Here is a 21,623-nt window from a genome sequence, read left to right as displayed (position 1 = left end):
TCAGACGCCCGACCTCGGGTTATCGTGCAGCGGAGACTCCCTGTGACAGAAAGGCCCACCGTGCATATCGATCTGTCCGGACGCACCGCTCTGGTCACCGGGTCCACCCAGGGCATCGGCCGCGCCATCGCGGTCGGGCTCGCGCGCGCCGGTGCGCGCGTCCTGATCAACGGTCGCGAGGGCGCGCGGGTCGAGCAGGTCGTGGCCGAGCTGCGAAGTGAGACCAGGAACGGCGAGATCGCCGCGGCCCCTGGCGATCTCGCCGCCGAGGACGGCGCGCGAGCTGTGCTCGACGCCTTCCCCCAGGTCGATATCCTGGTCAACAACCTGGGGATTTTCGGCGCTACCCCGGCCCTCGAGATCGACGACGCCGAGTGGCGGCGCTACTTCGAGGTCAACGTGCTCGCCGCCGTGCGGCTGATCCGCGCCTACCTGCCCGGTATGCGGGAGCGCGGCTGGGGCCGAGTCCTGAACCTCGCCAGTGACTCCGCCGTCGCCATCCCCGCCGAGATGATCCATTATGGGATGAGCAAGACCGCGCTGCTCGCGGTCGGACGCGGCTTCGCCAAGGAGGCCGCCGGGACCGGAGTCACCGTCAATTCCGTGCTCGCCGGACCGACGCATACCGGCGGCGTCGAAGACTTCGTCCGGCAACTGGTCGGCGACGACCTGCCATGGGACCAGGCGCAACGCCAGTTCATGATCGAGCATCGCCCGCAATCGCTGCTCCAGCGCCTCATCGAACCCGAGGAGATCGCCAACATGGTCGTCTACCTGAGTTCGCCGTTCGCCTCGGCCACCACCGGCGGCGCGCTGCGCGTCGACGGCGGCTACGTCGACTCCATCCTGCCCTGAGCCGACCACTCAGCAGTTCAGAAGCGATTCGAAGGCGCTGTGCAGGTTCGGCTCATCGAAGGTTTCGAGGTCGGCATCAGATGCGGTGCGATGCCACAGGATGTAATGAGTGGCCAGATAGCTCAGGTCGCCCCACGGCTCCTCCGCGTGGACCCGCGCCAGTACTCGGTCGCATCGCAGGCATTCCAGCCACGGGACAACTAGCAAGCCGGTCAGTACGGGGTCGGTGATGCCGATCGTGGCTGGATCGACTGGTGTCGAGTGTTCGTCGGGCAGTAGTCGAATAGAAGCTTCGCCGGTGGAATCCCGGACGCAGGCGGTGATTCGGTCGTGCCGGGCCAGCCGCTCACCCCACTGCTCGGCGAGAACCTCGATCTCGGCCCGGGTTCGGTCGTTGATCGGAATCCGGTGTTCGAGAAGCCGTTCCAGCAAGATCCACAACCCGGCCTCCTGATGGCCGGATTCTCGGCAGTCGCGAAAGTTCTCGGCGTCCGCGGCCGAGGGCAGTAGTCCGGCCAGCCGTTGCCAGAGGTCGTCTTCATATGCGTCATAACGGCTGTCGCTCCCCACCGCCGCGACATTACCGCGCCGCCGAGTGCGATTCAGCCTGTGGTTTCGCGATGCGAACTCGTTCCGGCCGACTCGTTGCAGCTCTTACGGCGTGGCGGCGTGCGAGGGCTTCGGCTCTCCGGGCAGACTCGCTGCGGTCCTGAGCTTCATCGCCCCCGACACCGAGGCCACGATGACACCGATTCCGGCGGGTTTGTCGTTTGCCGCCCTCGACAGTCTCGATCGATACCCGCCGGGAACCTCGTTCGGCGCCGACATCGACACCGCCAACGAGGTGCTGTTGTCCGACGCGGACGAGGCGGTGAAGCGGGCGGCGTTCCTGGACTGGGCCGCACGCCATCAACCGTGCGTGTTCGGGCGGATGGCCACGAAGTCCGGCGCGCCCGCTCGGGGACTGGCAATGAACCTGTGCTGGGTCAGCGAACAGGCTCTGGCCGCTGGTCCGCGGGCTGTCGCAACGCAGATCGCCGCGGACCGCCGGCTCTGGAAAGAACAGGCCGCGCGTGGGCGCAGCAGTGCCTTTCTGGTGATCTTCAACAGTCGCCAACTCGCTTATGCCCGCCCCAGCCCCGCCTTCACCGAGGTTTGCACCACGTTGGCTTCGCTGTATCTGACCGAACTGGCGCCCATCGAGGCGGATGTGATCTATACCGAAGCCATCCCGCTGCGCGGGCACGATGGAGTGCTGCGATTGTTCAAAGGCAGCGTGCAACTGTTCCACACCGGTGCGCACCTGCGCCGGCATCACGATCGCCGGATACCCGGCGGCGTGATGATCTCGGTGAACGGACCCGGCCACTACGCCAATTCCCTGGTAGCCCAAGGCTTATATGCAGATCTGACCGAATCCGCCCCGATGGTCCGCCGACTGGCGGCGCGTTCGATCGGCGCAGGTGGGCTCGGCGACGACCGCGCGCTGAGCACCACCTGGCACCGCGATCCGAGTCCGGCCGAACGCGATACCGCTCGCTGGTTCGCGGCTGCCTACCACCTGGATGTACTGGTTCAAGCCGAGGTGGTCAGCGACCCCAGCCCACGGACCGGCCCGTGCCCGGCCCACCAGCAATGGTCTTGGCTACACCTGGACTACATCGATTCGCGTCCGACCACGCCCGCCGACCGGACACACGGTTGGTTCCACGGTGTTCCCATCCCAGAACGTGACCTTCACAGCAACCCCTGGACTCCCGTCATCCCTGTCGACGCACCAGATTTCAACTACTGAGCACGCTCGCGTGTCCAAGTATTAGAGGAGCCCCAGCTTTATTCGAACAGTGGTCGCCGTGGCTGAGCCTGCGATCAGCACGTTGCCGACGCGTGGCATGGTTTTGTTGACGGTGAACTCGCTGAGGACGAGGTGTTGTTGAGCGGTGCAATCGAGACCGGCCGCCAGCGGGAGTATCTGTTTGGCGGCTAGATCGTCGCAGGTGACGGGTTGGGCCGGCGGTTGATCGATGGTCTCGGGTGGGCGCGCTTGGAAAATCGAAGGGTAAAGGCTGAATTCGGCGGGCGGGCCGGTAAAGGAGCCTTCGTACCAGCACCTCTTCAAGACCATACCCACGCGGCAGCTGGACGTCAGCTGCACCAGCTGCCAATTGGCAGGGATGTGGATGTGGAACAGGCGGGCCATTTCATCCCTGGCCGCGCTGTCGGAATAGCTTTTCACGATGTATCCGGGTGCGTCTTCCACTGCAGCCGTGAGTCTGTGCAGCAGGAAGCCGAGAACTGCCAGGATCACAGCGACCGTCGACGCAAGCGCCAGAACCACCAGTGCAAAGGCCCTTACCCGAGAGCGAATCACGGCAGCCATCGAACCACCTTGCCGCACAGCGAATTCGAGCCGCTGTTATTCGACAACGGCTTTGATTCGTTCCAGCGTCTCCTGCATACCTTTTCGGTTGGTTCGCCCGCGGGCTCGGCCGGCGATCAGCCAGTACAGCCGGAGGGGTGGGCTGGGGTGGAGGTGGAAGGATTCGGTGACGTCGGTGACGTCGGTGCCGCCGTCGACGGGTTCCAGGCGGTAGCGCCAGGTGTTGACGGGGGTGCCGCCCGGCCCGAGCACGGTGAAGGCGAATTCCCGGCCCGGGTCGGCGGCGATGATCCGGCAAACGGTCCAGTACTTCAGGCCCCAGCCGTTGCGGTTGACTCGGCCGCGGAACTTGGCGCCGACCGCGGGTTCGGTTGCGCCGCCGAGCCATTCGGCGGCGATCGTTTCGGGGCTGAACTTGCCGGTGTTGGTGATGTCACTGATGAGTCGCTAAATCTTTTCGGCGGGGGCGGCCATTCGAACTGTGACGCTGTCCTGCATTCTCGTACGTTAACAGGGGCGGTTCGTGGCCACGACGGGTCGCGCTCAGCCCTCGCCGTCGAGGGTCAGCACGACCAGCGGAACGGGGCGGTCGACCTTGGATTGGAAGTCCGCCAGCAGCGGGTTGTTGGTCAGTACCCAGGTCGCGAACTCGTCGTAGTCCGCACCTTCGAGCACCGTGCCGGTCGCCTGATAGGTCTTGTCCCGGAGCTCGATGGTGACCTGCGGATTCGCCTTGATGTTGTACCACCAGGCCGGGTACTTGTCCTCGATGAACGAGCTGACGTACATGGTGTTGTCCCGGTACAGCGGTCCCAGCGGGGTCGTGTGCTGTTTGCCGCTCTTGGCTCCGGTGGTCGTGAGCAGGATGAGGTCGCCGCCCGCGTAAGCGCCGCCGACCGCGCCCGAGTTCTCCCGGAACTCCTTGATCACATCATCGTTCCAGTTGGCGATGCTGCCCTCCTGGTCCCACGCCTGGTTCCACGGCGCGTTCGGATCGTTGTAGTCGGTGATGTCGGCCTGATCCGGCTGTCCCGCAGTCGATTCGATTTCGCTCATGAATCAAGTATGTCCGGTCGATAGGACAGTTACGGTCCTAACCTGACGAGAGATCCCGACATATTTTTCCGAGGCCGCTGCTGACCGGAGATCTCGCCGAAAACGCCTGCTACCTCGGATAATCCGGCAAAACCGGCAGCGGCGTGTCGGATGCGGGCAGCGGAAAATGTTTGCGGTAGGTTGCCCCGATGCCATACATGCGGCGTGACGGCGACGTGTTCATCGTGCATCTCGGTGCACCGGGGGAGCAGGATTCCGAGAACCGGTTCCATCCCGACTGGCTGTCCGGGATGAACGCGATCCTCGACGAGGCGCTCGCGAGCGAGGGCCCCGCGGCGCTGGTCACCACCGGCGACGGCAAGCATTACTCCACCGGCGCGGACCTGGCCTGGTGCGCCGGACAGCCGGAACGCGCCGACTGGTATCTCACCGAAGTGCAGCAGCTCTTCCGGCGCATCCTCACCTTGCCGATGCCGGTGATCGCCGCCCTCAACGGCCATACCTTCGGGGCCGGCGCCTTCCTGGCCGTCGCCCACGATCATCGAGTCATGCGCGCCGATCGCGGATACCTCTGCTTTCCGGGCGTCAGCCTGGGCGCGAACTACGCCTACGCGACCGTCGCCATGCTCCGATCCAGGCTCCCGGCCCGAATCGCGCACGAGGCGTTGGTCTCCGGGCGTCGCTACGGCGCCGCCGACGCCCTCGCCGCCGGCCTGGTCGACGCGACCGCGGAATCCGACCGTGTGCTCCCGGACGCCGTCGAGTACGCGCGATCGCTGGCCCACACCCGCGGCCCGGTCCTGGCCGAGATCAAGACGGCCCTGCATCGCCACGCCGTGGACGCACTGCAAGAGCCGGTCGTCGGCTACAGCGACCACGCGCTGATCAGGCGGTCGGAAACGTCCAGCGCGTAGCGGGTCAGGCGCCGATGGCGCGGGCGAGGTGCGGCCAGGAGTCGTGCAGGTCGGTTTCGAACTGGCCCCAGGTGTGGGAGCCCTCCGGCCGGTTGACGTGGATGACGGGCAGTCCGAGTTGGGTCAGGCGGGCCGCGAACGCCGCGGTGCAGGAGCTGGCGATGGCTTCGACCGGCGGGAAAGGTAGTCCGCCTTCGTCGATCGCGCCCGGGGCGCCGGTGGCGGCGGACAGGTAGATGGTTTTCCCGGCCAGTGCGGCGGCGTTGGCGAAGGCGTCGTGGGCTTGCCAGATCGCGGCGCCGGGGGCGCCCCACATGTTCGCGGTGTTCGCGCCGCCGCGCCCGACTTGCGCGTTGATCATCGCGGCGCCGAGCGGGTCCGCGGACCAGGGGCAGCCGCTGTAGGCCGCGACCGCGCTGTACAGGTTGCCGGACTGGATCGCCAGATCCACTGCCGAACCCGCGCTCATCGACACTCCGGCGATCGCGTTGCGTCCGGTGCTGCCCAGGCGCGCGTCGAGGACACCGGGCAGTTCCTGGGTGAGGTAGGTCTGCCAGCGGTTGCGGCCGATCGCGGGATCGTCGGCGACCCAATCGGTGTACAGGCTGTACTTGCCGCCCACCGGCATCACGACGTTGACGTGCTTGTCCGCGAAGAACTCTCGCACGTCGGTGTCGTCCCACCAGGAAATGCCGTCCTCGCCACCGCCGAGCCCCGTCAGCAGGTACAGCGTCGGCGCGGGGCCGTCGGCCGCGTGAATCACCCGGTTGCTTACCACCCGATCCATCGCGGGGGAGTACACGTCGATCCGGGAGATGTTGTCGGCCAACGGCGCTTCGTCCACGAGCCGCGCCTGCGCCGCGGCCGGACCAGCGGCCGAGACAGACAACACAAAGCTGGCCACCAGAACTGCCGCGAACGCGGCCGAAGATCTCGAAAACGCCATACTTCAGTCATACCGCCAGATGATCATGATGAAACCCGTTGCAGTGAAACGTGATCCATAGCGGCTGGAGACGACGACCGCGATCATCGCGCTGACCGACAGACCGGCGCCACCGGCCTGGCGAATATCCGAGCGCTGGTCGACATCTTGCACGCCGCCAGCGGCGACAGCGCCGACCTGGAGAACGCGTTCCGGGCGTGGGCGGCGAGCGAGGCGCAGGCCGCGCGGATCCAGAAACGTATCGACGAACGTCGCCTCGCCTACGCCCAAAACCTTTACGCCGAGACCGCCCGCACCCTGGCCCGCATGCTCTACAGCCTCATGATCGGCGGGAGTCAGCTGCACCCGCCGCTCACCCCGGTCCAGCATCGCGAGATGTACACCCTCCTCGGCGACCTGCTCCAGCACGACAACGCACCGGAAAGAAGAACACCATGACCACCTTTGGTCCGCAGGGCCGGAACGAGGCTCCGCCGTCGAACCCGGCCGCGACCAGATGGGTGCCCCGGCTCCTGCTCGCGGCCGCCGCCTTGCACTGGGTCTTCATGGTCACCGACGGCATCTGGATCGAGCTCGCGAAAGCCGGACTCTGGAACACGGTCACTCCCGACGACCACGCCCGGATGGCGACCCTGTGGTTCGGGCTTGCCGGGATCGCCTACCTCGGCCTCGGCCTGATCGCCCGCAACGCCGCCGCCACCACCGGCCGCATCCCCGCCGAGATCAGCTGGACGCTCGTCGCCGTCGGCGCCCCGATGGCGGTGATCATGCCCGCGTCGGGCGGCTGGCTCCTCCTCGCCCTCGGCTTGTACGCCTTGCTACGTCAACGCTGAGCCTCGGATCCACCGGCGGCTCCCTGAGGCTGTTGCCGGCAGTCGGTGTCAGAGTGCGGTCAGCGCCAAGTTTCGGTCCGTGCGGACCGGGTAGATCTTGCAGAACGATGACCAGTCTCAATATCGAACGTGTTTATCTGGCAGCGGGACTCGCGCTGCTGCTGGCGGCGACGCTGCCTCGGCTCGTCAAGAATCGGGCGCTCACGGCTCCGATGCTCATGCTCGGCGTCGGTGCTGTCTGCGGGTTGGTGATCGGGCCGGGCGGATTGCAGGCGGTGTCACCGTTGCGGCATCCGGCGGTGATCGAACATCTCGCGGAGGTGTGCGTGATCGTGGCCCTGATGGGGGTGGGGCTGGCGATCGATCGACCGCTGAACCGGCGCACTTGGCGCTGCACCTGGCGGCTGTTGTTGATCACCATGCCGCTGTGCATTGCCGCGGTGGCGGTGTTCGGTTGGTGGGCGGCGGCTTTGACGCCTGCCGCCGCCGCGCTGCTCGCCGCGGCGTTGGCGCCCACGGATCCGGTGCTGGCTTCGGATGTGCAGGTCGAGGGGCCGACGCCGGGCGGGGCGGGCTCGGATGAGGAAGACGACGAAGTGCGATTCGCGCTCACCTCGGAGGCGGGGCTCAACGACGCGCTGGCCTTTCCGTTCGTGTATCTGGCGATCTTTCTGGCCACCGAAGGTCCGGTGCGGGGCTGGTTCGCGGGCTGGCTGGCTTGGGAAGTCGCCGGGAAGATCGCGATCGGCGTGCTGATCGGCGGGATCGTCGGCGACCTGCTCGGTCGTAGCCTGTTCCGGTTCCCCATCCGGGACGCGCGTCTCGCCGAGCGCGGGGAACCGATCGTCGCGTTGGCGGCGGTGTTCGCGGTCTACGGTCTGACCGAACTCGCCGGGGGTTACGGCTTTCTCGCGGTGTTCGCGTGCGCGATCGCCATCCGCCGGATCGAGCGCGACAGCGGATACCACGAACAGATGCACAGTCTGGTCGAACAGTTGGAGCATGTGCTGACCCTGGTGGTGCTGCTGTTGCTCGGCGCGGCGCTCGCCACCGGCCTGCTGGCCGGATTGTCGTGGCCGGGAGTCGCGCTCGGCGTCTTGCTGGTTTTCGTGTTTCGGCCGGTCGCGGGATGGTTGTCCCTGCATCGCTGCCCGGAACTGGAGCCCAAGGAGCGCGCCGTCACCGCCTGCTTCGGTGTCCGCGGTATCGGATCGATCTACTACGTCGCCTACGGCTTGACCTCGGCCGACCTCGGTGCGGAAGCCGAAACGATCTGGGCGATAGCCGGGTTCACCATCGTGCTGTCCGTGATCGTGCACGGCGCGAGCGCCGCCTGGGTGATGACCCATCTGGAGCACGCCCGCCTCGGCAGGCAACCGGCAGTGCTGTGAGTCTAGGGAGCCGCGACCGGGTGCATGCAGCTGTTCGGCGGGTCGACCAGGATGCAGAGGGCGGGTGCGCGGGTGGGCCGATAGTCGGCGGGGACGCCGCCTTCGTCGACCAGCCGGGTGTAGGCGCCGACCGCGTCGGTGGGGCGGCGAACCAGGCCGGGGTCGGTGCGCACATCGACCGTGTAGAGGCCGAAACGGGGTGTGTAGCTGCCCCATTCGTAGTTGTCGGTGATGCTCCAGTAGTTGTAGCCGATGACGTTCATGCCGTCGGCCTTGGCGCGCTGGATCCAATAGACGGTGTCACGCAGGTGGTCGGCGCGGGAGTAGCCGTCGCCGCGGGGGCGGCCGTTGTCGGTGGGCATCCCGTTTTCGACGATGTAGAGCGGTTTCCCCGGGTAACGGCGCGAATAGTGTTGCAGCGCATAGTAGATGCCCTCGGTGCGCAACGGGAGGTCCCAGATGTTCTGGCCGGGCAGGCTCGGCATCGAGGAACCGAGGGCCCTGGTGATGGCTCCGAGCAGCGACTGCGCCGGATCGTAGCCGAAGTAATAGTCGATCCCGACATAGTCGAGCCGGTGTCCGACCCGGTCGAGAAAGCCGCCGTTGACCTCGCCCTCCGCGCCGGCGACGTAGCCGACATTGCTGGTCACCTGCGCGCCGGGCTGGACGTAGTGGATGTAGTCGTAGATGGCGTTGTGCGCCTGGGCGATTCGATCCTGCATCTCGCCGGCGTCGGCGGCGCCGCGCCGGACCTCGTGCGAGATGTAGGCGGCGGGCTCGTTCACCGCGACCCACAGCGGATCGCGGAAAGCGTAGCGGTCGACCACCGCGCGCATGTTGGTCAGCCAGTCCTCGACCATGCCCGGATTGCGCCAGCCGCCGCGATCCACCGCCCAGCCCGGGTACACCCAGTGGTCGAGGGTGATCATCGGGCGCATCCCGGCCCGCACGATATCCGCGATGACGGCATCGTAGAAGCGGAATGCCTGTGCGTCCCAGACTCCCGGCGCCGGTTGCAGGCGCGCCCACTCGATCCCGATCCGGAAGACCCGCACGCCGAGCGCGGCCGCCAAGTCCACATCCGAGGTGTGGTTGTTGTAGAAGTCGACCGAATCGTGCAGCGCGTCGTAGTCGGGGTGCGCGGGGATGTAGCGCGTCCAATTGCTGTCGGGCGCATGGCCTTCGGATTGGAATCCGGAGGCGGCGACACCCCACAGGAAGCCCGGGTCCATCGACGCGATGCCGGCGACCGGCCGCAGCGGCGGCACCGCCTGGGCGTGCGCGGACAGCAGCAGAGTCGATGTTGCGGCGGCGAGTACAGCCAGGACATGCCTTCTAAACTGGAATCGCATCACCTCAGGGTAACCACGCCCTACCGGCGCCGTGCCGTTTGCGCGATGCCCGACACAGGTTCGTCAAGTTCGGTTACAGTGCGCAGATTCGCAAGGGAGGCAGACGCTTTCGGCGCGTTCCGGACTATTCGCCGCCGCGCCGCCGCAGCTTCAGTGCCAGCACGAGACCACCGACTACCAGCAGCAGAACCGCACCACCGGCGGCCCACACCAAGGCTGAAATCCCGTCCGGCTCGGCAGCGGGGGCAGCCTGCGGGCCCTTGGGCCGACCGTCCTCGCCGAAGGTCCCGGCAGCTCCCTGATAGCTCGGTCCGGGCTGCGGATCGCCGGTCACGGTGAGTTCCAGCTCGATCGGCACCGCGGCTGCGTCGGTAGCGCCGGTGAGCACGTGCGGGCTGACCTTCACGGCGAGGTAATACCAACCCGCGACCGACTGCCCGGCGACCTTGTCGTTGGCCGCCTCGCGGTTCCGATACCGGATGGGAACGGTCGCGAGCGCCTTCCCGTCGGCGGGCACGACCTGCGTCGAACCGGTGTAAGCCGTGCCCGCGGTGCCGATTTCCGCGCGCCAAGGCGTGTACAACGTCGACCCGACCGACGACGTGCCCTCGCTGCGCTGTGTCGGCGTCTCCAGGAATCGCACGCGATAGGCGAGCCCCTGGCCCCACTCGACTTTCACCTTGTAGAAGACGAACTCGCCGCGCTGCACGATATCGGTGTATCGGCCGGACCCGCCGAGTTCGGCGGCCACATTGAACGATCCGCCACCGACCACCGGCTCGAAAGGCGTTGCCGGAACAGCGAACGCGGTCGGCGTCGGATCCGGCGCGGGCCCCGCGTCGACGACGCCGGGCTCCACGCCCACCAGCAGTTCGATCGGCAACTGCGCCGCCGCGCCGAACGCGACGTGATCCCATTCGAGGCTGAAGTAGTATCGCCCGCCGCCCTCGCAGCCGTCACCACTGCCCGTTTTCGCCTGGGCCGCACCGGTCCACACCTTGTCGATCGTCAGCGCGATCCCGTCGCTGGACCGGGTGGCGGTGCGATGTTCGTCGGCCTGGCAGTCCTGACCGCCGGGTCCGAAGACCTGCAAATTCAGTCCGTTGTTGGCGGTGAGCGCGTCCTTGCCGCGGGGGAAGGACACGGTGCCACTGAAGTAGGCGGTCGCGCCCTCGGGAATGTCGACCGCGTAGAACCGCTGCTGCTTGTGACCGATGACGTCGAGGTACTGGCCGGGTGTGGCCACCGGCGCGGTCTGGTGCGCCGGGGCGCCTTCGATGCGCGTGCCCACCGGTGCGTAGTTCCGCAGCGCGGCGGCGCTGACGCGGGGGAGCACCTTTTCCAGCGTGCTGCCGTCGGCCGCGTCGGTGTACGTGCCGCCGGTGGTGTGCGCGATGCAGGTCAGCTGGGTGCGGGACGCGTCGTCGACGCCGAAACCGATGGCGTGCATGACGATCTGATGCCCCTGCCCGGTCAGCTCCTTCGCGACCTCGCACGGATCCGGGGGCGCGCAGGTGTCCAGACCGTCGGAGACCAGCACGATCGAACTCGGCCCTGGCTTGGGCAGTGCTTCGGCCGCGGCGCGCAAGGCCGCGCCGATCGGGGTGTAGCCACGCGGCACGATGCCGTCGACCGCGGCGGTGAGCGCGGGTTTGTCGATCGTCTCGGCCTTGCGCAGCACCCGCACGTCCCGGCAGCCCGCGGCTTTTTCGGCATCGGTCGATCCGGTTCCGGTGCCGTACACCGACAGCCCGACCTGCGACGCCGCGGGCGCCGCGGTGACGAAATTGCGTACCGCGGCCTTCGCGGCATCCATCTTGGCGCCGCCACCGGAATCCGGGGCCAGCATCGAGCCGGAGGCATCGAGCACCAGCATGGTCGGCGCGTACTCCGGTGTGTTCTGTCCGGGGTTCGCCTGGGCCGCCGCGGGGGCGGCCCCCGGAACCAGGCCGATCACCCCCGCCGCGACCACGCTGATCAGCTTCGTGAATCGCACGGAACCGAGACTATGACAACCAGTTTCGAAACTGCTAGACCCAAAAGCATTGGGGGACAATATAGATGCGGGCCAGAGATGATTCCCTGGCCCGCCCTGTCTGCTCGGCGTCAGCGCCGCCCGCGCCGTCGAGTCAACACGACCAGTAGCACCCCGCCGACCAGCAGTACGACCACCGCACCACCGGCGGCAAAGGCCAACGGCGAGATACCCTTCGACGTACCCGCCGGAGCCGCCTGCGTTCCAGGCTCCCCGACAGCGGGCTTGCCGCCGTCACCGAAAGTCCCGGTCGGTGTCCCAGTGGACTGGTAAGTCGGCCCGGACTCGGGCGAACCGACTACGTTCACCTCCAGTTCGATCGGAACCGGAACGGTGCGCGCCTGCTCCGGCTCACTGCCCGGACTCAGCTTGACAGCGATGTAGTACCACCCCGGAACCGACTGCTCCCGGAGCTTGACCATGTCCGCGTCCCGGTTGCGGTAGCGGATCGGGATGGTCGCGAGGGCGGGATCGTTGACTGGCAAGACCTCGTCGCGACTGGTGTAAGCGGTGGTGTCGTCGTCGATCTCGGTGCGGAACGGCGTGTACAGCGTGGTGCTGATGTTCGAGGTGTAGGCGCTGCCGCGCGCGTCGGTCGCGCCGAAGTGCACTCGATAGGCCAAACCCTGGCCCCACTCCACCTTCACCTTGTAGAACACGAACTCGCCGCGCTGCAAGATATCGGAGTACCGACCCGATCCGCCGAGCGTGCTGGCCACGTTGAACGAACCGCCACCGACCACCGGCTGGGCCGGCCCGCCCGGAGTCGTGAAGGCGACGGGGGTGGTCGCGGCAGGCGGCGCGCCCGCGTCCGAAACCGGCGCCTCCAAGCCGACATTCATCTCCAAGGCGAGCGTTTCCGGTGAGTTCTCACCGACATGCGCCCACTCGAGCGTGAAGTAGTAGCGCCCGCCGCCCCGGCATCGGTCGGTGCTCGGACTGCCGGTCTTCGGTTCGGCGGCCTTGGTGAACACCTGCCCGACGGTCAACGCCACGCCATCGGTGGAGCGGGATTGCAGCTCGTTCTCGTAGACATTGCAGTCGTCCCCGTCACGTCCGTACACGCGCAGGTCGAGCCGGTTGACCGAGGACGCCGGGCCGGATGTACGGCGGGGAAACGACACGGTGCCGCTGAAGTAGGCGGTCGACCCCTCCGGGATGTCGAGGGCGTAGTACCGCTTGCTCTTCTGGCCGAGGACATCGAGGTACTGACCCGGCGCGACGAGGGGTGCGTCACGGTAGCGCTCGGTGCCCTGGACCCGGGTCCCGGCCGGCGCGTAATTCCGCAACGCGGTAGCGCTGACCCGGGGGAGTACCTGTTCCAGCGTGCTGCCGTCGGCGGCGTCGGTGTAGGTGCCGCCGGTGGTCTGCGCGATGCAGGACAGCTGTGCGCGCGAAGGGCCGTCGACGCCGAAACCGATGGCGTGCATGACGATCTGATGCCCCTGCTTGGTCAGCTCCTTCGCGACCTCGCACGGGTCGGGCGGCGAACAGGTGTCCAGTCCGTCGGAGACCAGGACGATCGAGCTGCGCCCCGCCTTGGGCAGCGATTCGGCTGCTTTGCGCAGCGACGCGCCGATCGGGGTGAAGCCGCTGGGCACGATCCCGTCGACAGCGGCCGTCAGCCCGCTCTTGTCGATTGTCTCCGCCGCGCGCAACGTGGTGACGTCCTTACAGCCCGCGGCCTTCTCGGCGTCGGAGGACCCGGTTCCGGTGCCGTACACGGTGAGCCCGACCTTGGACGCCGTCGGCGCGGCTGTGACGAAATTGCGGACGGCGGTCTTGGCCGCGTCCATCTTGGTGCCGCCGCTCGGGTCGGCAGCCAGCATCGATCCGGACGCGTCGAGCACCAGCATGGTGGGTGCGTATTCGGGATTGTCCTGGCCCCCAGGTGATTCCTGGGCCAAGGCGGGTGCGGCCCCCGGGAGCAGGCCGATCACCCCCGCCGCGGCGAGGCCGATGATCTTCGCGAAACGCGACACGCTATCCACACTCCGTTTCCACCGGAAAGGGACTTATCCGGCGCTCCGGACCCTACGGCAACGGCTGTTGCGATAGCCACCCGAAATCGAAGACAGCAAAACGAGGCTGGCACATCGAATGTGCCAGCCCCGGATGTAGTTCTCGCGCTTAGGCGGTCGCGTTCTCATCCTTGCGGCGGATCTCGACGATCGGCAACGTCAACGCGGCGGGCGAGCTCGCGGGCACCACCGGCTGCTTCGGCGCTACCGGCGAAATCCGCTGGTAGCCCGCCTCTTGCGACGGCCGGGTGTCCTGCTCGCCCTTGTTCGGCCAGTACGCGGCGGCGCGCTCGGCCTGCGCGGTGATGGTCAGCGACGGGTTCACACCGAGGTTGGCCGACACCGCCGCACCGTCCACGACACTGAGCGTCGGGTACCCGTACACGCGGTGGTAGCCGTCGATGACGCCGTGCTCGGGGTCGGCGCCGATCGCCGCGCCGCCCAGGAAGTGCGCGGTGAGCGGGATATTGAAGATCTCGCCCCAGCTGCCGCCCGCGATGCCGCCGATCTCGGCGGCGACCTTGCGGGTCACCTCGTTACCGGCCGGGATCCAGGTCGGATTCGGTTCACCGTGGCCCTGTTTCGAGGTCAGCTTGCGACCGAACAGCCCGCGCTTGGTGTAGGTGGTGATCGAGTTGTCCAGGTGCTGCATCACCAGCGAGATGATGGTGCGCTCGCTCCAGTTCTTGGTGGACAGGAACCGGAACAAGTCCATCGGGCGGCGCAGCACCAGCAGCAGGAACCGCAGCCAGCGCGGGATCCGGCCGCCGCCGTCGACCATGATCGTCTGCAGCAGGCCCATGGCGTTGGAGCCCTTGCCATAGCGGACCGGTTCGATATGGGTGTCGGGGGTCGGGTGGATCGAGGACGTGATCGCCACGCCCTTGGTGAAATCGACGCCGGGCTGGACCTTGCTGGTGGCCGCGCCGACGATCGACTCGGAATTGGTGCGGGTCAGCACGCCCAGGCGCGCGGAGAGGTTCGGCAGCACACCCTTGTCGCGCATCGCGAACAGCAACTGCTGCGTGCCGCGGGTGCCGGCCGCGAGCACGACGTGCTTGGCGGTATAGGTCTTGGGCTGCTTGCGGATCAGGGCGCCGGTGCGGCGGGTGTCGACATCCCAGGTGCCGTCGGGCAGCGGGCGGATCCCGGACACGGTGGTCATCGGAATCACCTCCGCGCCGGACCGCTCCGCGAGGTACAGGTAGTTCTTCACCAGGGTGTTCTTGGAGCCGTACTTACAGCCGACCATGCAGTCACCGCATTCGATGCAGCCGGTGCGCTCGGGGCCGACGCCGCCGAAGTAGGGGTCGGCCACCGTCTTGCCGGGCTCGCCGAAGAACACGCCGACCGGGGTCTGGACGAAGGTGTCGCCCACGCCCATGTCGTCGGCGACCTTCTTGAAGACCTCGTCGGCCGGCGTCATGTGCGGGTTGCGCACCACGCCGAGCATTTTCTGCGCCTGCTCGTAGTACGGGGTGAGCTCCTCGCGCCAGTCGGTGATCTCGCGCCACTGCGCGTCCTTGAAGAACGGCTCCGGCGGCACGTACAGCGTGTTCGCGTAGTTCAGCGAGCCGCCGCCGACCCCCGCGCCGCCGAGGATCAACACGTCGCGCAGCAGGTGGATGCGCTGGATGCCGTAGCAGCCCAGCGCCGGCGCCCACAGGAACTTGCGCAGTTCCCAGCTGGTCTTGGGCAGTTCGTCGTCGGCGAAGCGCTGACCGGCTTCCAGGACGCCGACCTTGTAGCCCTTTTCGACCAACCGCAATGCCGTCACGCTGCCGCCGAATCCGGATCCGACGATGAGTACGTCGAAATCCGTCGCCCGCTGGTCCATGGTGGAGAACTCCTCGATGCCGGTCTTCTGTGACTGTCGGTAACACTACTCTCCAGTAGTGGCGCGGCTCACGCCTGGGTTTTCCACCAGTCGACGGTAGCGGCGACGGCCGTGTCGAGAGCCGTGGGACGCAGGTCGAGGCGCTTTTCGCTGGCACTCGAGTCGAGCACGAACGGCGCGGCGCCCTGGTAGCTCATCTCGGCCAGCTCCCGCATGGGCGGGCTGAACAGGCCGAGCGCCTTCAGCATCCACGGGCTCAGCGCGAGCACCTGCGGGTCGGGCACGCCGGCGGCCCGCCCGATCAGGTCGATGAGTTCGCGCTGGGTGACGGGCGGGGCGGTCGGCGCGTGCAGGAAGCTGTTCCACAGCGCCTCGTCGGCCGCCGCCCGGATCATCGCCGCGGCGACATCGGGCACGTAGCTGAACGAGTGCGGCATATCGAGCCGGCCGAGGGCTTTGGCCTTCTTGCCGGCCAGGATCGGGGCGAAGAGCTGCTCGCCGGACAGTGAGGCGCGGACGTAGGGGCCGAGGAAGTCCGAAGCGCCGACGCTGACGGTGGGCGTGGCGTGGGCTTCGCGGGCGCGCACCAACTCGGTGCGGACGCCGGGCTTGCCGAAGTCGGCGGTGCGCGGCATGTCCTCGGTGATCGGGCGATCGACGCGCCCGTAGGAATAGAGGTTCTCCGCGAAGACGACCACGGTGCCGTTCTTGCCCGCCTCGTCGAGCACGGTCCGCTGGGCGGGGATCAACTCCGCGCGCCAAGTCGCGGCGGCGTAGGCGGACGCGCCCGCGCAGTGGTAGACGGCCGCGGCGCCGTCGAACTCGCCCGCCAGCCGGTCGGGCTGGGCGGCATCGACCTTGCGGCGTTCGACGAGCGGGTGCTCCGGGCCGCCGCCGGAGCGCGTCAGCACCCGGACCCGCCGGCCGGCGGCGGCCAGCTGCTCGGCGATGGTGACGCCGACGGGGCCGGCTCCGGTGACGATGTGCAGGTCGGACATGATGATCCTTTCGAGGGGCCAAGGCGCCCCGGGGTTTTCAGTTGTCGAGAGCGGTGCTCTCTGATGTGTTCAGCATGCCTCGGTTCGGGCGCGATGTCAAGAGCGGTGCTCGCAATTGTTGACAATGCTCTCTATGTGTTGCACGGTGTCTGGTATGCCCACAACACCCCGTGCCCGCGCTCGCGCCCAGACCATGGAAGACATCGTCCGGATCGGACGCGAACATCTGGCAACCGATGGCGCGGCCGCGCTGTCGCTGCGCGCGGTGGCGCGTGATCTGGGCGTCGTGTCGTCGGCGGTCTATCGCTATGTGCGCAGCCGCGACGAACTGCTCACGCTGCTCGTGGTCGACGGGTACAACGCGCTCGGCGACGCGGTCGACGCCGCGCTCGCGGACGCGCCGGACGATCCGGAAGCGCAGCTGCTGATCCTCGCGCGCACCGTACGGGCCTGGGCGCATGCCGAACCGGCCCGGTACGGACTGTTGTTCGGCACGCCGGTGCCCGGCTACGACGCGCCCGCCGAGCAGACCACGACCCCGGGCACCCGAGTGATCACCACCATGCAGTTGCTGTTCGCGCGCGCCTACGAGCGCGGCCTGCTCACCGCGCCCGATCCGCTGCCGCGGGTATCCGCCGCGCTGGCCGGCAGTTTCGAGCAAATCCGCGGCCAATTCGATCTCGCTCTGCCGGACTGGCTGATCACGCGCGGCGTCACCCTGTGGGCCTCGCTGTTCGGGCTGGTCAGCGCCGACCTGTTCGACATGTACGGCACCGAGACCTTCGCCGATCGCGACGAACTGTTCGACCGTCAAGTCGACGCGCTGCTCGACATGCTGGGGTTTCGGCGCTGAATTGCGCTGCGGCCCAGCCGTGCTGAGTGTGCACAAGGGAGTTGTGCTGTGGCACAACGCACTATTGCCCGGCTTTGTGGCGACCGTTACTGTTACCCGCGAGTAAGGCAAGGGCGTTGTCTGGGACGCCAATTCGAGCGGGGATGTATGAACAAGCGACGACGCTTATTCCGGACCATGGTCTCTCTGGGTGCGGTTATCGCGGTGAGTACGGGCCTGGTGTCCGCGCAGTCCGGGCAGGCTACGCCCGACGGCGGCGCGCTCGGCGCCTCCTGGACCGCGACCCACGACGGGCCCCGCACCTATCCGCAGGTGCACATCGACTGGGATGTGCCGATCACCATGAGCGACGGCACCGTGCTCAAAGGCAACGTGTACCGCCCCGCGGACGCGGCGGGCGTGCCGACGGCGGAGCAGACGCCGACCATCGTCAACCTCACTCCGTACACGAAACTCGTCGGCAACCTGGCGGATTCGGCCCAGAGCATCCCGATCCTCAGCGATCTGCTGGTGGAGGCCCTGAAAGGTTTCGACCTGTCCGCGTTCGGCCTGGGCGGACTCACCGAGACCACCCGGGTGCTGCCCGCCGGCCTCGGCCGAGTCTTCGGCGTGGACCGCAAACTCGTGCAGAGCGGCTACACCCAGGTGGTCGTCGATGTCCGCGGGACCGGGTTCTCCCAGGGCATGTGGCAGGTCTTCGGGGAGCGGGAGCAGCAGGACGGCGCCGAAGTCGTGGAATGGGCGGCCCGCCAGCCCTGGTCCACCGGCGCGGTCGGCATGAACGGGGTCTCCTACTCCGCGATCAACCAGCTGCACACCGCCGAACGCAAACCCGCGGCGCTGAAAGCGATCTTCCCCGTCGTGCCCGGCAGTGACCTGCTGCGCGATATCGCCGCCACCGGTGGCGGCGTGGGCATCGGGTTCCTGCCGGTGTGGCTGATGGCGGTGAACGGGACCAAGCTCGTCCCCGACGTGCAGTCCATGCTCAACGGCGGCTTCGACTGGAAATGGCTGGCCGACCGCGCCGCCGATCCGCTCACCTTCTTCAACTATCTGCTTGCCGCGCTGACGATTCCGAGCATCGCCGAGGTGCCCGATTATCTGCTGAACCTGCTGCAGGACGATTCGCTCATCCGCACCGCCTGGCTCGGGCATCCGGAGCGAATCGAAATCCCGACCTTCGTCTACGGCGGCTGGCACGACATCTTCACCTATTCCTCGCCGCGCGCCTTCCAGGCGGTGAATGTGCCTGCGGGACAGAAGAAACTGATCATGGGCGACACCTACCACCTGACTTCCGGCAGCGGTCTCGGCCTGCCCGGCGGGCCGCCGCGGCTGGACGTGCTCCAGCGGGCGTGGTTCGACAAATGGCTCAAGGGCATCGACAACGGCATCGACAGCTATGCCGATGTCACCGTGTGGCAGCAAGGCGGCGGCTGGACCAGCACCACCGAATTCCCGCGCCCCGGCATGGATTACCGGCGTATGTACCTGAACCCCGCGGTCTCCGGGACCGCGCGCAGCGTGCACGACGGCAGCCTGACCGCGGAGCCCGGGGGAGCGGCGCGGCTTACCGTGGCACCCGGGCTCACCGGCGTGTGCTCCCGCGATTCCGCCACCGGCACCGCGGGTTTGACCGCCATCCTGGATGTCTGCGCCAAGGACGACCGGATCAACGAAACCAACGGGCTGACCTTCACCAGCGCCCCGGTCACCGAGCCGACCCAGATCTCGGGACCGATTGCCGTGCACCTGAACACGGTGCTCGACTCCACCGACGGCTATTGGGCGGTCACCGTCAACGACGTCGCCCCGGACGGTCGCTCCACGGTGTGGACCAGCGGCCAGCTCCAGGCCTCGCTGCGGAAAATCAACGAGGCCAAGTCGACTCGGTCGCCCAACGGCGACTACACCGACCCGTACCCGATTCTCACCCTGGCGGACCGGCTCCCGCTGGTGCCCGGCGAACCGACCGTCATCGACGTCGGCCTGCCCGCCACCGACGGCATCCTCAAACCCGGCCACCGGCTCCGCATCGATGTGTACGCGCTGAACTTCCCGCGTGGACTTCCTCTGCGGCCCTTGCTGAACGAGAGCGAACTGCGGCCGCAGCACCTGGAACTCGATCCGAACCGGCCGAGCTGGGTGAACATTCCGATCAGCGGCAATCCCGGTTGGTGAGCGCGCCGGTCCGGAGGCGACTCCGGACCGGTTCCCTCGCGGCTATCCGCTGACCGGAGCTCGCCGCTGCCCCGCCACCGCGCCACCGTAGGCGACCGCGCCGAGCCCGGTCAGCGCGATCGCGAGCGGCGTGTGCTGCTCGCCCCGCTCCTTGCCCGCACGCTGGTCGGCGAGCTTGGACTCGTAGGTATAGCTGTCGCCGCTACCCCCGTAGACGATGCACCGGTCGCCGGGCACCATCTTCTTGCCGTCACACTCGGGTGTGGCTCCCGGATCCGCGTTCGCCGCGAACAAGGAAATCCCGAGCCAAATGGCTCCTGCGATAAAGGCTATTCCGCCGGTTTGCCGGATCACTCCGAGCGGACCGCTCTTGCCTGCCATCTATCCTCCCCAGGTAGATGCGCTGACACTAACAGCACGGAACCGTCTGGGGCACTCGGAATTACGCGTGTTCCGGGGATCGTGACTACTTCGGGACGGTCACCGGGTCGAGGCAGCTGGCGAGCGCGTCGACGAACGAGCAGGCCTTCGGGGCACGGGTCGGCCGGTACCGGGGCGGCACGCCGCCGGCCCGGGTGATCGCGGCGTAGGCGGGGACGGCGTCGGTGGGCTTGCGGGTGAGCGCCGGGTCGGTCAGGACATCGACGGTGTACAGGCCGAAACGTGGAGTGTAGGAACCCCATTCGTAGTTGTCGGTGAGGCTCCAGTAGTTGTAGCCGATGAGATTGATGCCGTCGGCCTTGGCGCGCTGCAACCAGTAGACGGTGTCGCGCAGCAAGTCGGCGCGGGTATAGCCGTCGGCGCGCGGGTGCCCGTTCTCGGTGGGCATGCCGTTCTCCACGATGTAGAGCGGTTTGCCGGGGAAGGCGCGTGCGTAATGCTGGAGCGCGTAGTAGATGCCTTCGGATTGCAGCGAGTTCTTCCAGAGCTCGGAGAAGCTGAACCCGCTGGTGAGGGTGTCGGGGGAGAGGCCGTAGTAGTAGTCGATGCCGATGTAGTCCAGCTTGTGGGCGATGCGTGACATCATCGCGCCGCTGACCAGATCGTCCGCGGTCGGGATGTAGGCGACATTGCTCGTCACCATCGCGCCCGGCTGCACCTGGTGGATGTAGTCGTAGATCGCGTTGTGCGACTGCGCGAGCCGCTCGTTCATCGCGGGGGCGTCCGGCAGCGCGATTCCGCCGTGCCGCGTCTCGTTGATGACGTACATCGCGGGCTCATTGAAGGTCACCCACAGCGGGTCGGCGGGTGCGTAGCGGTCGACCACCTTGCGTGCGTTGGTCAGCCAATCCTCGACCATGCCGGGATTGGCCCAGCCGCCGCGATCGACCTCCCATCCCGGATACACCCAGTGGTCGAGGGTCAGCATGGGCCGCATCCCGGCGGCCTTGATCGTGGCGATCACGCTGTCATAGAAGCGGAATCCGTTCTCGTCCCACGCGCCCGGTTGCGGCTGTACCCGCGCCCACTCGATCCCCATCCGGTACACCTTGACGCCGAGATCGGCGGCCAGCTGGATATCCGAGCGGTACCGGGTGTAGAAATCGATCGACTGGAGATACGGGTCCTCGGTCTTCCCCGCCGCCACATAGCGCGCCCAGTTGCTGTCCGGCGCATGCCCTTCCGCCTGGTATCCGGACGCCGCGACACCCCACAGGAAGTCGGCGCCCAGCGGCGCCACCTCCGCGGGGGCGGCCGGGCGCGCTTGCACCGGCGCTGTCGAGCCGGCCATCAGCGCGACAGCGGAACTGGACATGGCGGCCAAGGCCTGGCGGCGACTGAGGGATCGCATGAGTCTCCTGCGGGAATTCGTTGATCGGCCGCACAGGCAGGCGCCCGGATTTACTTGTCCGGCAGCCTAACTGGTCGAGCGTCCGAATTGGGCGGGGATCGGTGGGTTCATTGTGCATTCCGCCAACTCCGATTTGTCCGCAGTGGGCCCGGCGGGTTGCGCGCTGGTGGGGTAGGGGA

The 21,623-nt window shown here is 67.5% G+C and carries 21 protein-coding genes; 8 read left to right on the top strand and 13 right to left on the bottom strand.

Annotated features, from left to right (window positions below):
* Nucleotides 1–60: 60 nt before the first annotated feature.
* The gene (locus AB0M14_RS32285) at nt 61–855 is read left to right on the top strand and encodes an SDR family oxidoreductase (protein ID WP_365002050.1); all 795 of its coding nucleotides are present in this window, start codon (nt 61–63) and stop codon (nt 853–855) included.
* A gap of 9 nt (nt 856–864) precedes the next feature.
* On the opposite strand, the gene AB0M14_RS32280 is transcribed toward AB0M14_RS32285, so the two are convergent.
* The gene (locus AB0M14_RS32280) at nt 865–1,425 is read right to left on the bottom strand and encodes a hypothetical protein (RefSeq protein WP_365001922.1); all 561 of its coding nucleotides are present in this window, start codon (nt 1,423–1,425) and stop codon (nt 865–867) included.
* A gap of 172 nt (nt 1,426–1,597) precedes the next feature.
* Here AB0M14_RS32280 and AB0M14_RS32275 point away from each other — a divergent pair, with 172 nt between their 5' ends.
* On the top strand, nt 1,598–2,650 hold the full coding sequence (locus tag AB0M14_RS32275; protein WP_365001920.1) for a hypothetical protein: 1,053 nt from the start codon (nt 1,598–1,600) through the stop codon (nt 2,648–2,650).
* 21 nt (nt 2,651–2,671) lie between these two features.
* Here the strand turns inward: AB0M14_RS32275 and AB0M14_RS32270 are convergent, their stop codons facing one another.
* From AB0M14_RS32270 to AB0M14_RS32260, 3 genes are all read right to left on the bottom strand, one after another.
* Nucleotides 2,672–3,235 carry a hypothetical protein gene (locus tag AB0M14_RS32270; RefSeq protein ID WP_365001917.1) on the bottom strand — a complete coding sequence of 188 codons (564 nt, stop codon included), beginning with the start codon at nt 3,233–3,235 and terminating at the stop codon, nt 2,672–2,674.
* A 36-nt stretch (nt 3,236–3,271) separates the two neighbouring features.
* Nucleotides 3,272–3,676 (bottom strand): SRPBCC family protein, encoded by a 405-nt coding sequence (locus AB0M14_RS32265; RefSeq protein WP_365002048.1) that lies wholly within the window; start codon nt 3,674–3,676, stop codon nt 3,272–3,274.
* A gap of 102 nt (nt 3,677–3,778) precedes the next feature.
* Nucleotides 3,779–4,291, bottom strand: a complete 513-nt coding sequence (locus AB0M14_RS32260) for a nitroreductase/quinone reductase family protein (RefSeq protein WP_365001914.1) — start codon at nt 4,289–4,291, stop codon at nt 3,779–3,781.
* Nucleotides 4,292–4,479: 188 nt separating this feature from the next.
* Here AB0M14_RS32260 and AB0M14_RS32255 point away from each other — a divergent pair, with 188 nt between their 5' ends.
* Nucleotides 4,480–5,205, top strand: a complete 726-nt coding sequence (locus tag AB0M14_RS32255; RefSeq protein WP_365001911.1) for an enoyl-CoA hydratase/isomerase family protein — start codon at nt 4,480–4,482, stop codon at nt 5,203–5,205.
* A 4-nt stretch (nt 5,206–5,209) separates the two neighbouring features.
* On the opposite strand, the gene AB0M14_RS32250 is transcribed toward AB0M14_RS32255, so the two are convergent.
* Nucleotides 5,210–6,151, bottom strand: coding sequence for an alpha/beta hydrolase family protein (locus tag AB0M14_RS32250; protein ID WP_365001909.1), 942 nt, complete (start codon nt 6,149–6,151; stop codon nt 5,210–5,212).
* 3 nt (nt 6,152–6,154) lie between these two features.
* On the bottom strand, nt 6,155–6,304 hold the full coding sequence (locus tag AB0M14_RS32245) for a hypothetical protein (RefSeq protein ID WP_365001906.1): 150 nt from the start codon (nt 6,302–6,304) through the stop codon (nt 6,155–6,157).
* Here AB0M14_RS32245 and AB0M14_RS32240 point away from each other — a divergent pair.
* The 3 genes from AB0M14_RS32240 (at nt 6,299) to AB0M14_RS32230 (ending at nt 8,375) form a co-directional block, all read left to right on the top strand.
* Nucleotides 6,299–6,589, top strand: coding sequence for a hypothetical protein (locus AB0M14_RS32240; protein WP_365001904.1), 291 nt, complete (start codon nt 6,299–6,301; stop codon nt 6,587–6,589). The genes AB0M14_RS32245 and AB0M14_RS32240 overlap by 6 nt on opposite strands.
* A complete protein-coding gene (locus tag AB0M14_RS32235; protein WP_365001901.1) occupies nt 6,586–6,984 on the top strand; it encodes a DUF6463 family protein in 399 nt (132 codons plus the stop codon). Before AB0M14_RS32240 ends, AB0M14_RS32235 begins: the two co-directional genes overlap by 4 nt.
* A gap of 107 nt (nt 6,985–7,091) precedes the next feature.
* Entirely contained in the window at nt 7,092–8,375 is a 1,284-nt protein-coding gene (locus tag AB0M14_RS32230; protein ID WP_365001898.1) for a cation:proton antiporter, read from the top strand.
* Between the two features lie 2 nt (nt 8,376–8,377).
* Here the strand turns inward: AB0M14_RS32230 and AB0M14_RS32225 are convergent, their stop codons facing one another.
* The 5 genes from AB0M14_RS32225 to AB0M14_RS32205 form a co-directional block, all read right to left on the bottom strand.
* On the bottom strand, nt 8,378–9,727 hold the full coding sequence (locus AB0M14_RS32225; RefSeq protein ID WP_365001896.1) for a family 1 glycosylhydrolase: 1,350 nt from the start codon (nt 9,725–9,727) through the stop codon (nt 8,378–8,380).
* 124 nt (nt 9,728–9,851) lie between these two features.
* Nucleotides 9,852–11,723, bottom strand: coding sequence for a VWA domain-containing protein (locus tag AB0M14_RS32220; RefSeq protein WP_365001893.1), 1,872 nt, complete (start codon nt 11,721–11,723; stop codon nt 9,852–9,854).
* Nucleotides 11,724–11,833: 110 nt separating this feature from the next.
* A complete protein-coding gene (locus tag AB0M14_RS32215; protein WP_365001890.1) occupies nt 11,834–13,744 on the bottom strand; it encodes a VWA domain-containing protein in 1,911 nt (636 codons plus the stop codon).
* Nucleotides 13,745–13,892: 148 nt separating this feature from the next.
* Entirely contained in the window at nt 13,893–15,620 is a 1,728-nt protein-coding gene (locus AB0M14_RS32210; RefSeq protein ID WP_365001888.1) for a GMC family oxidoreductase, read from the bottom strand.
* Between the two features lie 68 nt (nt 15,621–15,688).
* On the bottom strand, nt 15,689–16,618 hold the full coding sequence (locus AB0M14_RS32205) for an NAD-dependent epimerase/dehydratase family protein (protein WP_365001886.1): 930 nt from the start codon (nt 16,616–16,618) through the stop codon (nt 15,689–15,691).
* A gap of 154 nt (nt 16,619–16,772) precedes the next feature.
* Between AB0M14_RS32205 and AB0M14_RS32200 the strand changes: the two genes are divergently transcribed.
* Nucleotides 16,773–17,471, top strand: a complete 699-nt coding sequence (locus AB0M14_RS32200; RefSeq protein WP_365001883.1) for a WHG domain-containing protein — start codon at nt 16,773–16,775, stop codon at nt 17,469–17,471.
* A gap of 147 nt (nt 17,472–17,618) precedes the next feature.
* A complete protein-coding gene (locus tag AB0M14_RS32195) occupies nt 17,619–19,652 on the top strand; it encodes a CocE/NonD family hydrolase (protein WP_365001881.1) in 2,034 nt (677 codons plus the stop codon).
* 42 nt (nt 19,653–19,694) lie between these two features.
* Here AB0M14_RS32195 and AB0M14_RS32190 read toward each other — a convergent pair whose 3' ends face one another.
* Both AB0M14_RS32190 and AB0M14_RS32185 read right to left on the bottom strand, forming a co-directional pair.
* The gene (locus AB0M14_RS32190) at nt 19,695–20,033 is read right to left on the bottom strand and encodes a hypothetical protein (RefSeq protein ID WP_365001878.1); all 339 of its coding nucleotides are present in this window, start codon (nt 20,031–20,033) and stop codon (nt 19,695–19,697) included.
* Nucleotides 20,034–20,118: 85 nt separating this feature from the next.
* Entirely contained in the window at nt 20,119–21,444 is a 1,326-nt protein-coding gene (locus AB0M14_RS32185) for a family 1 glycosylhydrolase (protein ID WP_365001875.1), read from the bottom strand.
* Nucleotides 21,445–21,623: the final 179 nt, after the last annotated feature.

Origin of the sequence: Nocardia sp. NPDC051832, assembly GCF_040681285.1 — a bacterium.
GTDB lineage: Bacteria > Actinomycetota > Actinomycetes > Mycobacteriales > Mycobacteriaceae > Nocardia.
This window is presented reverse-complemented; position numbering and strand designations above follow the sequence as displayed.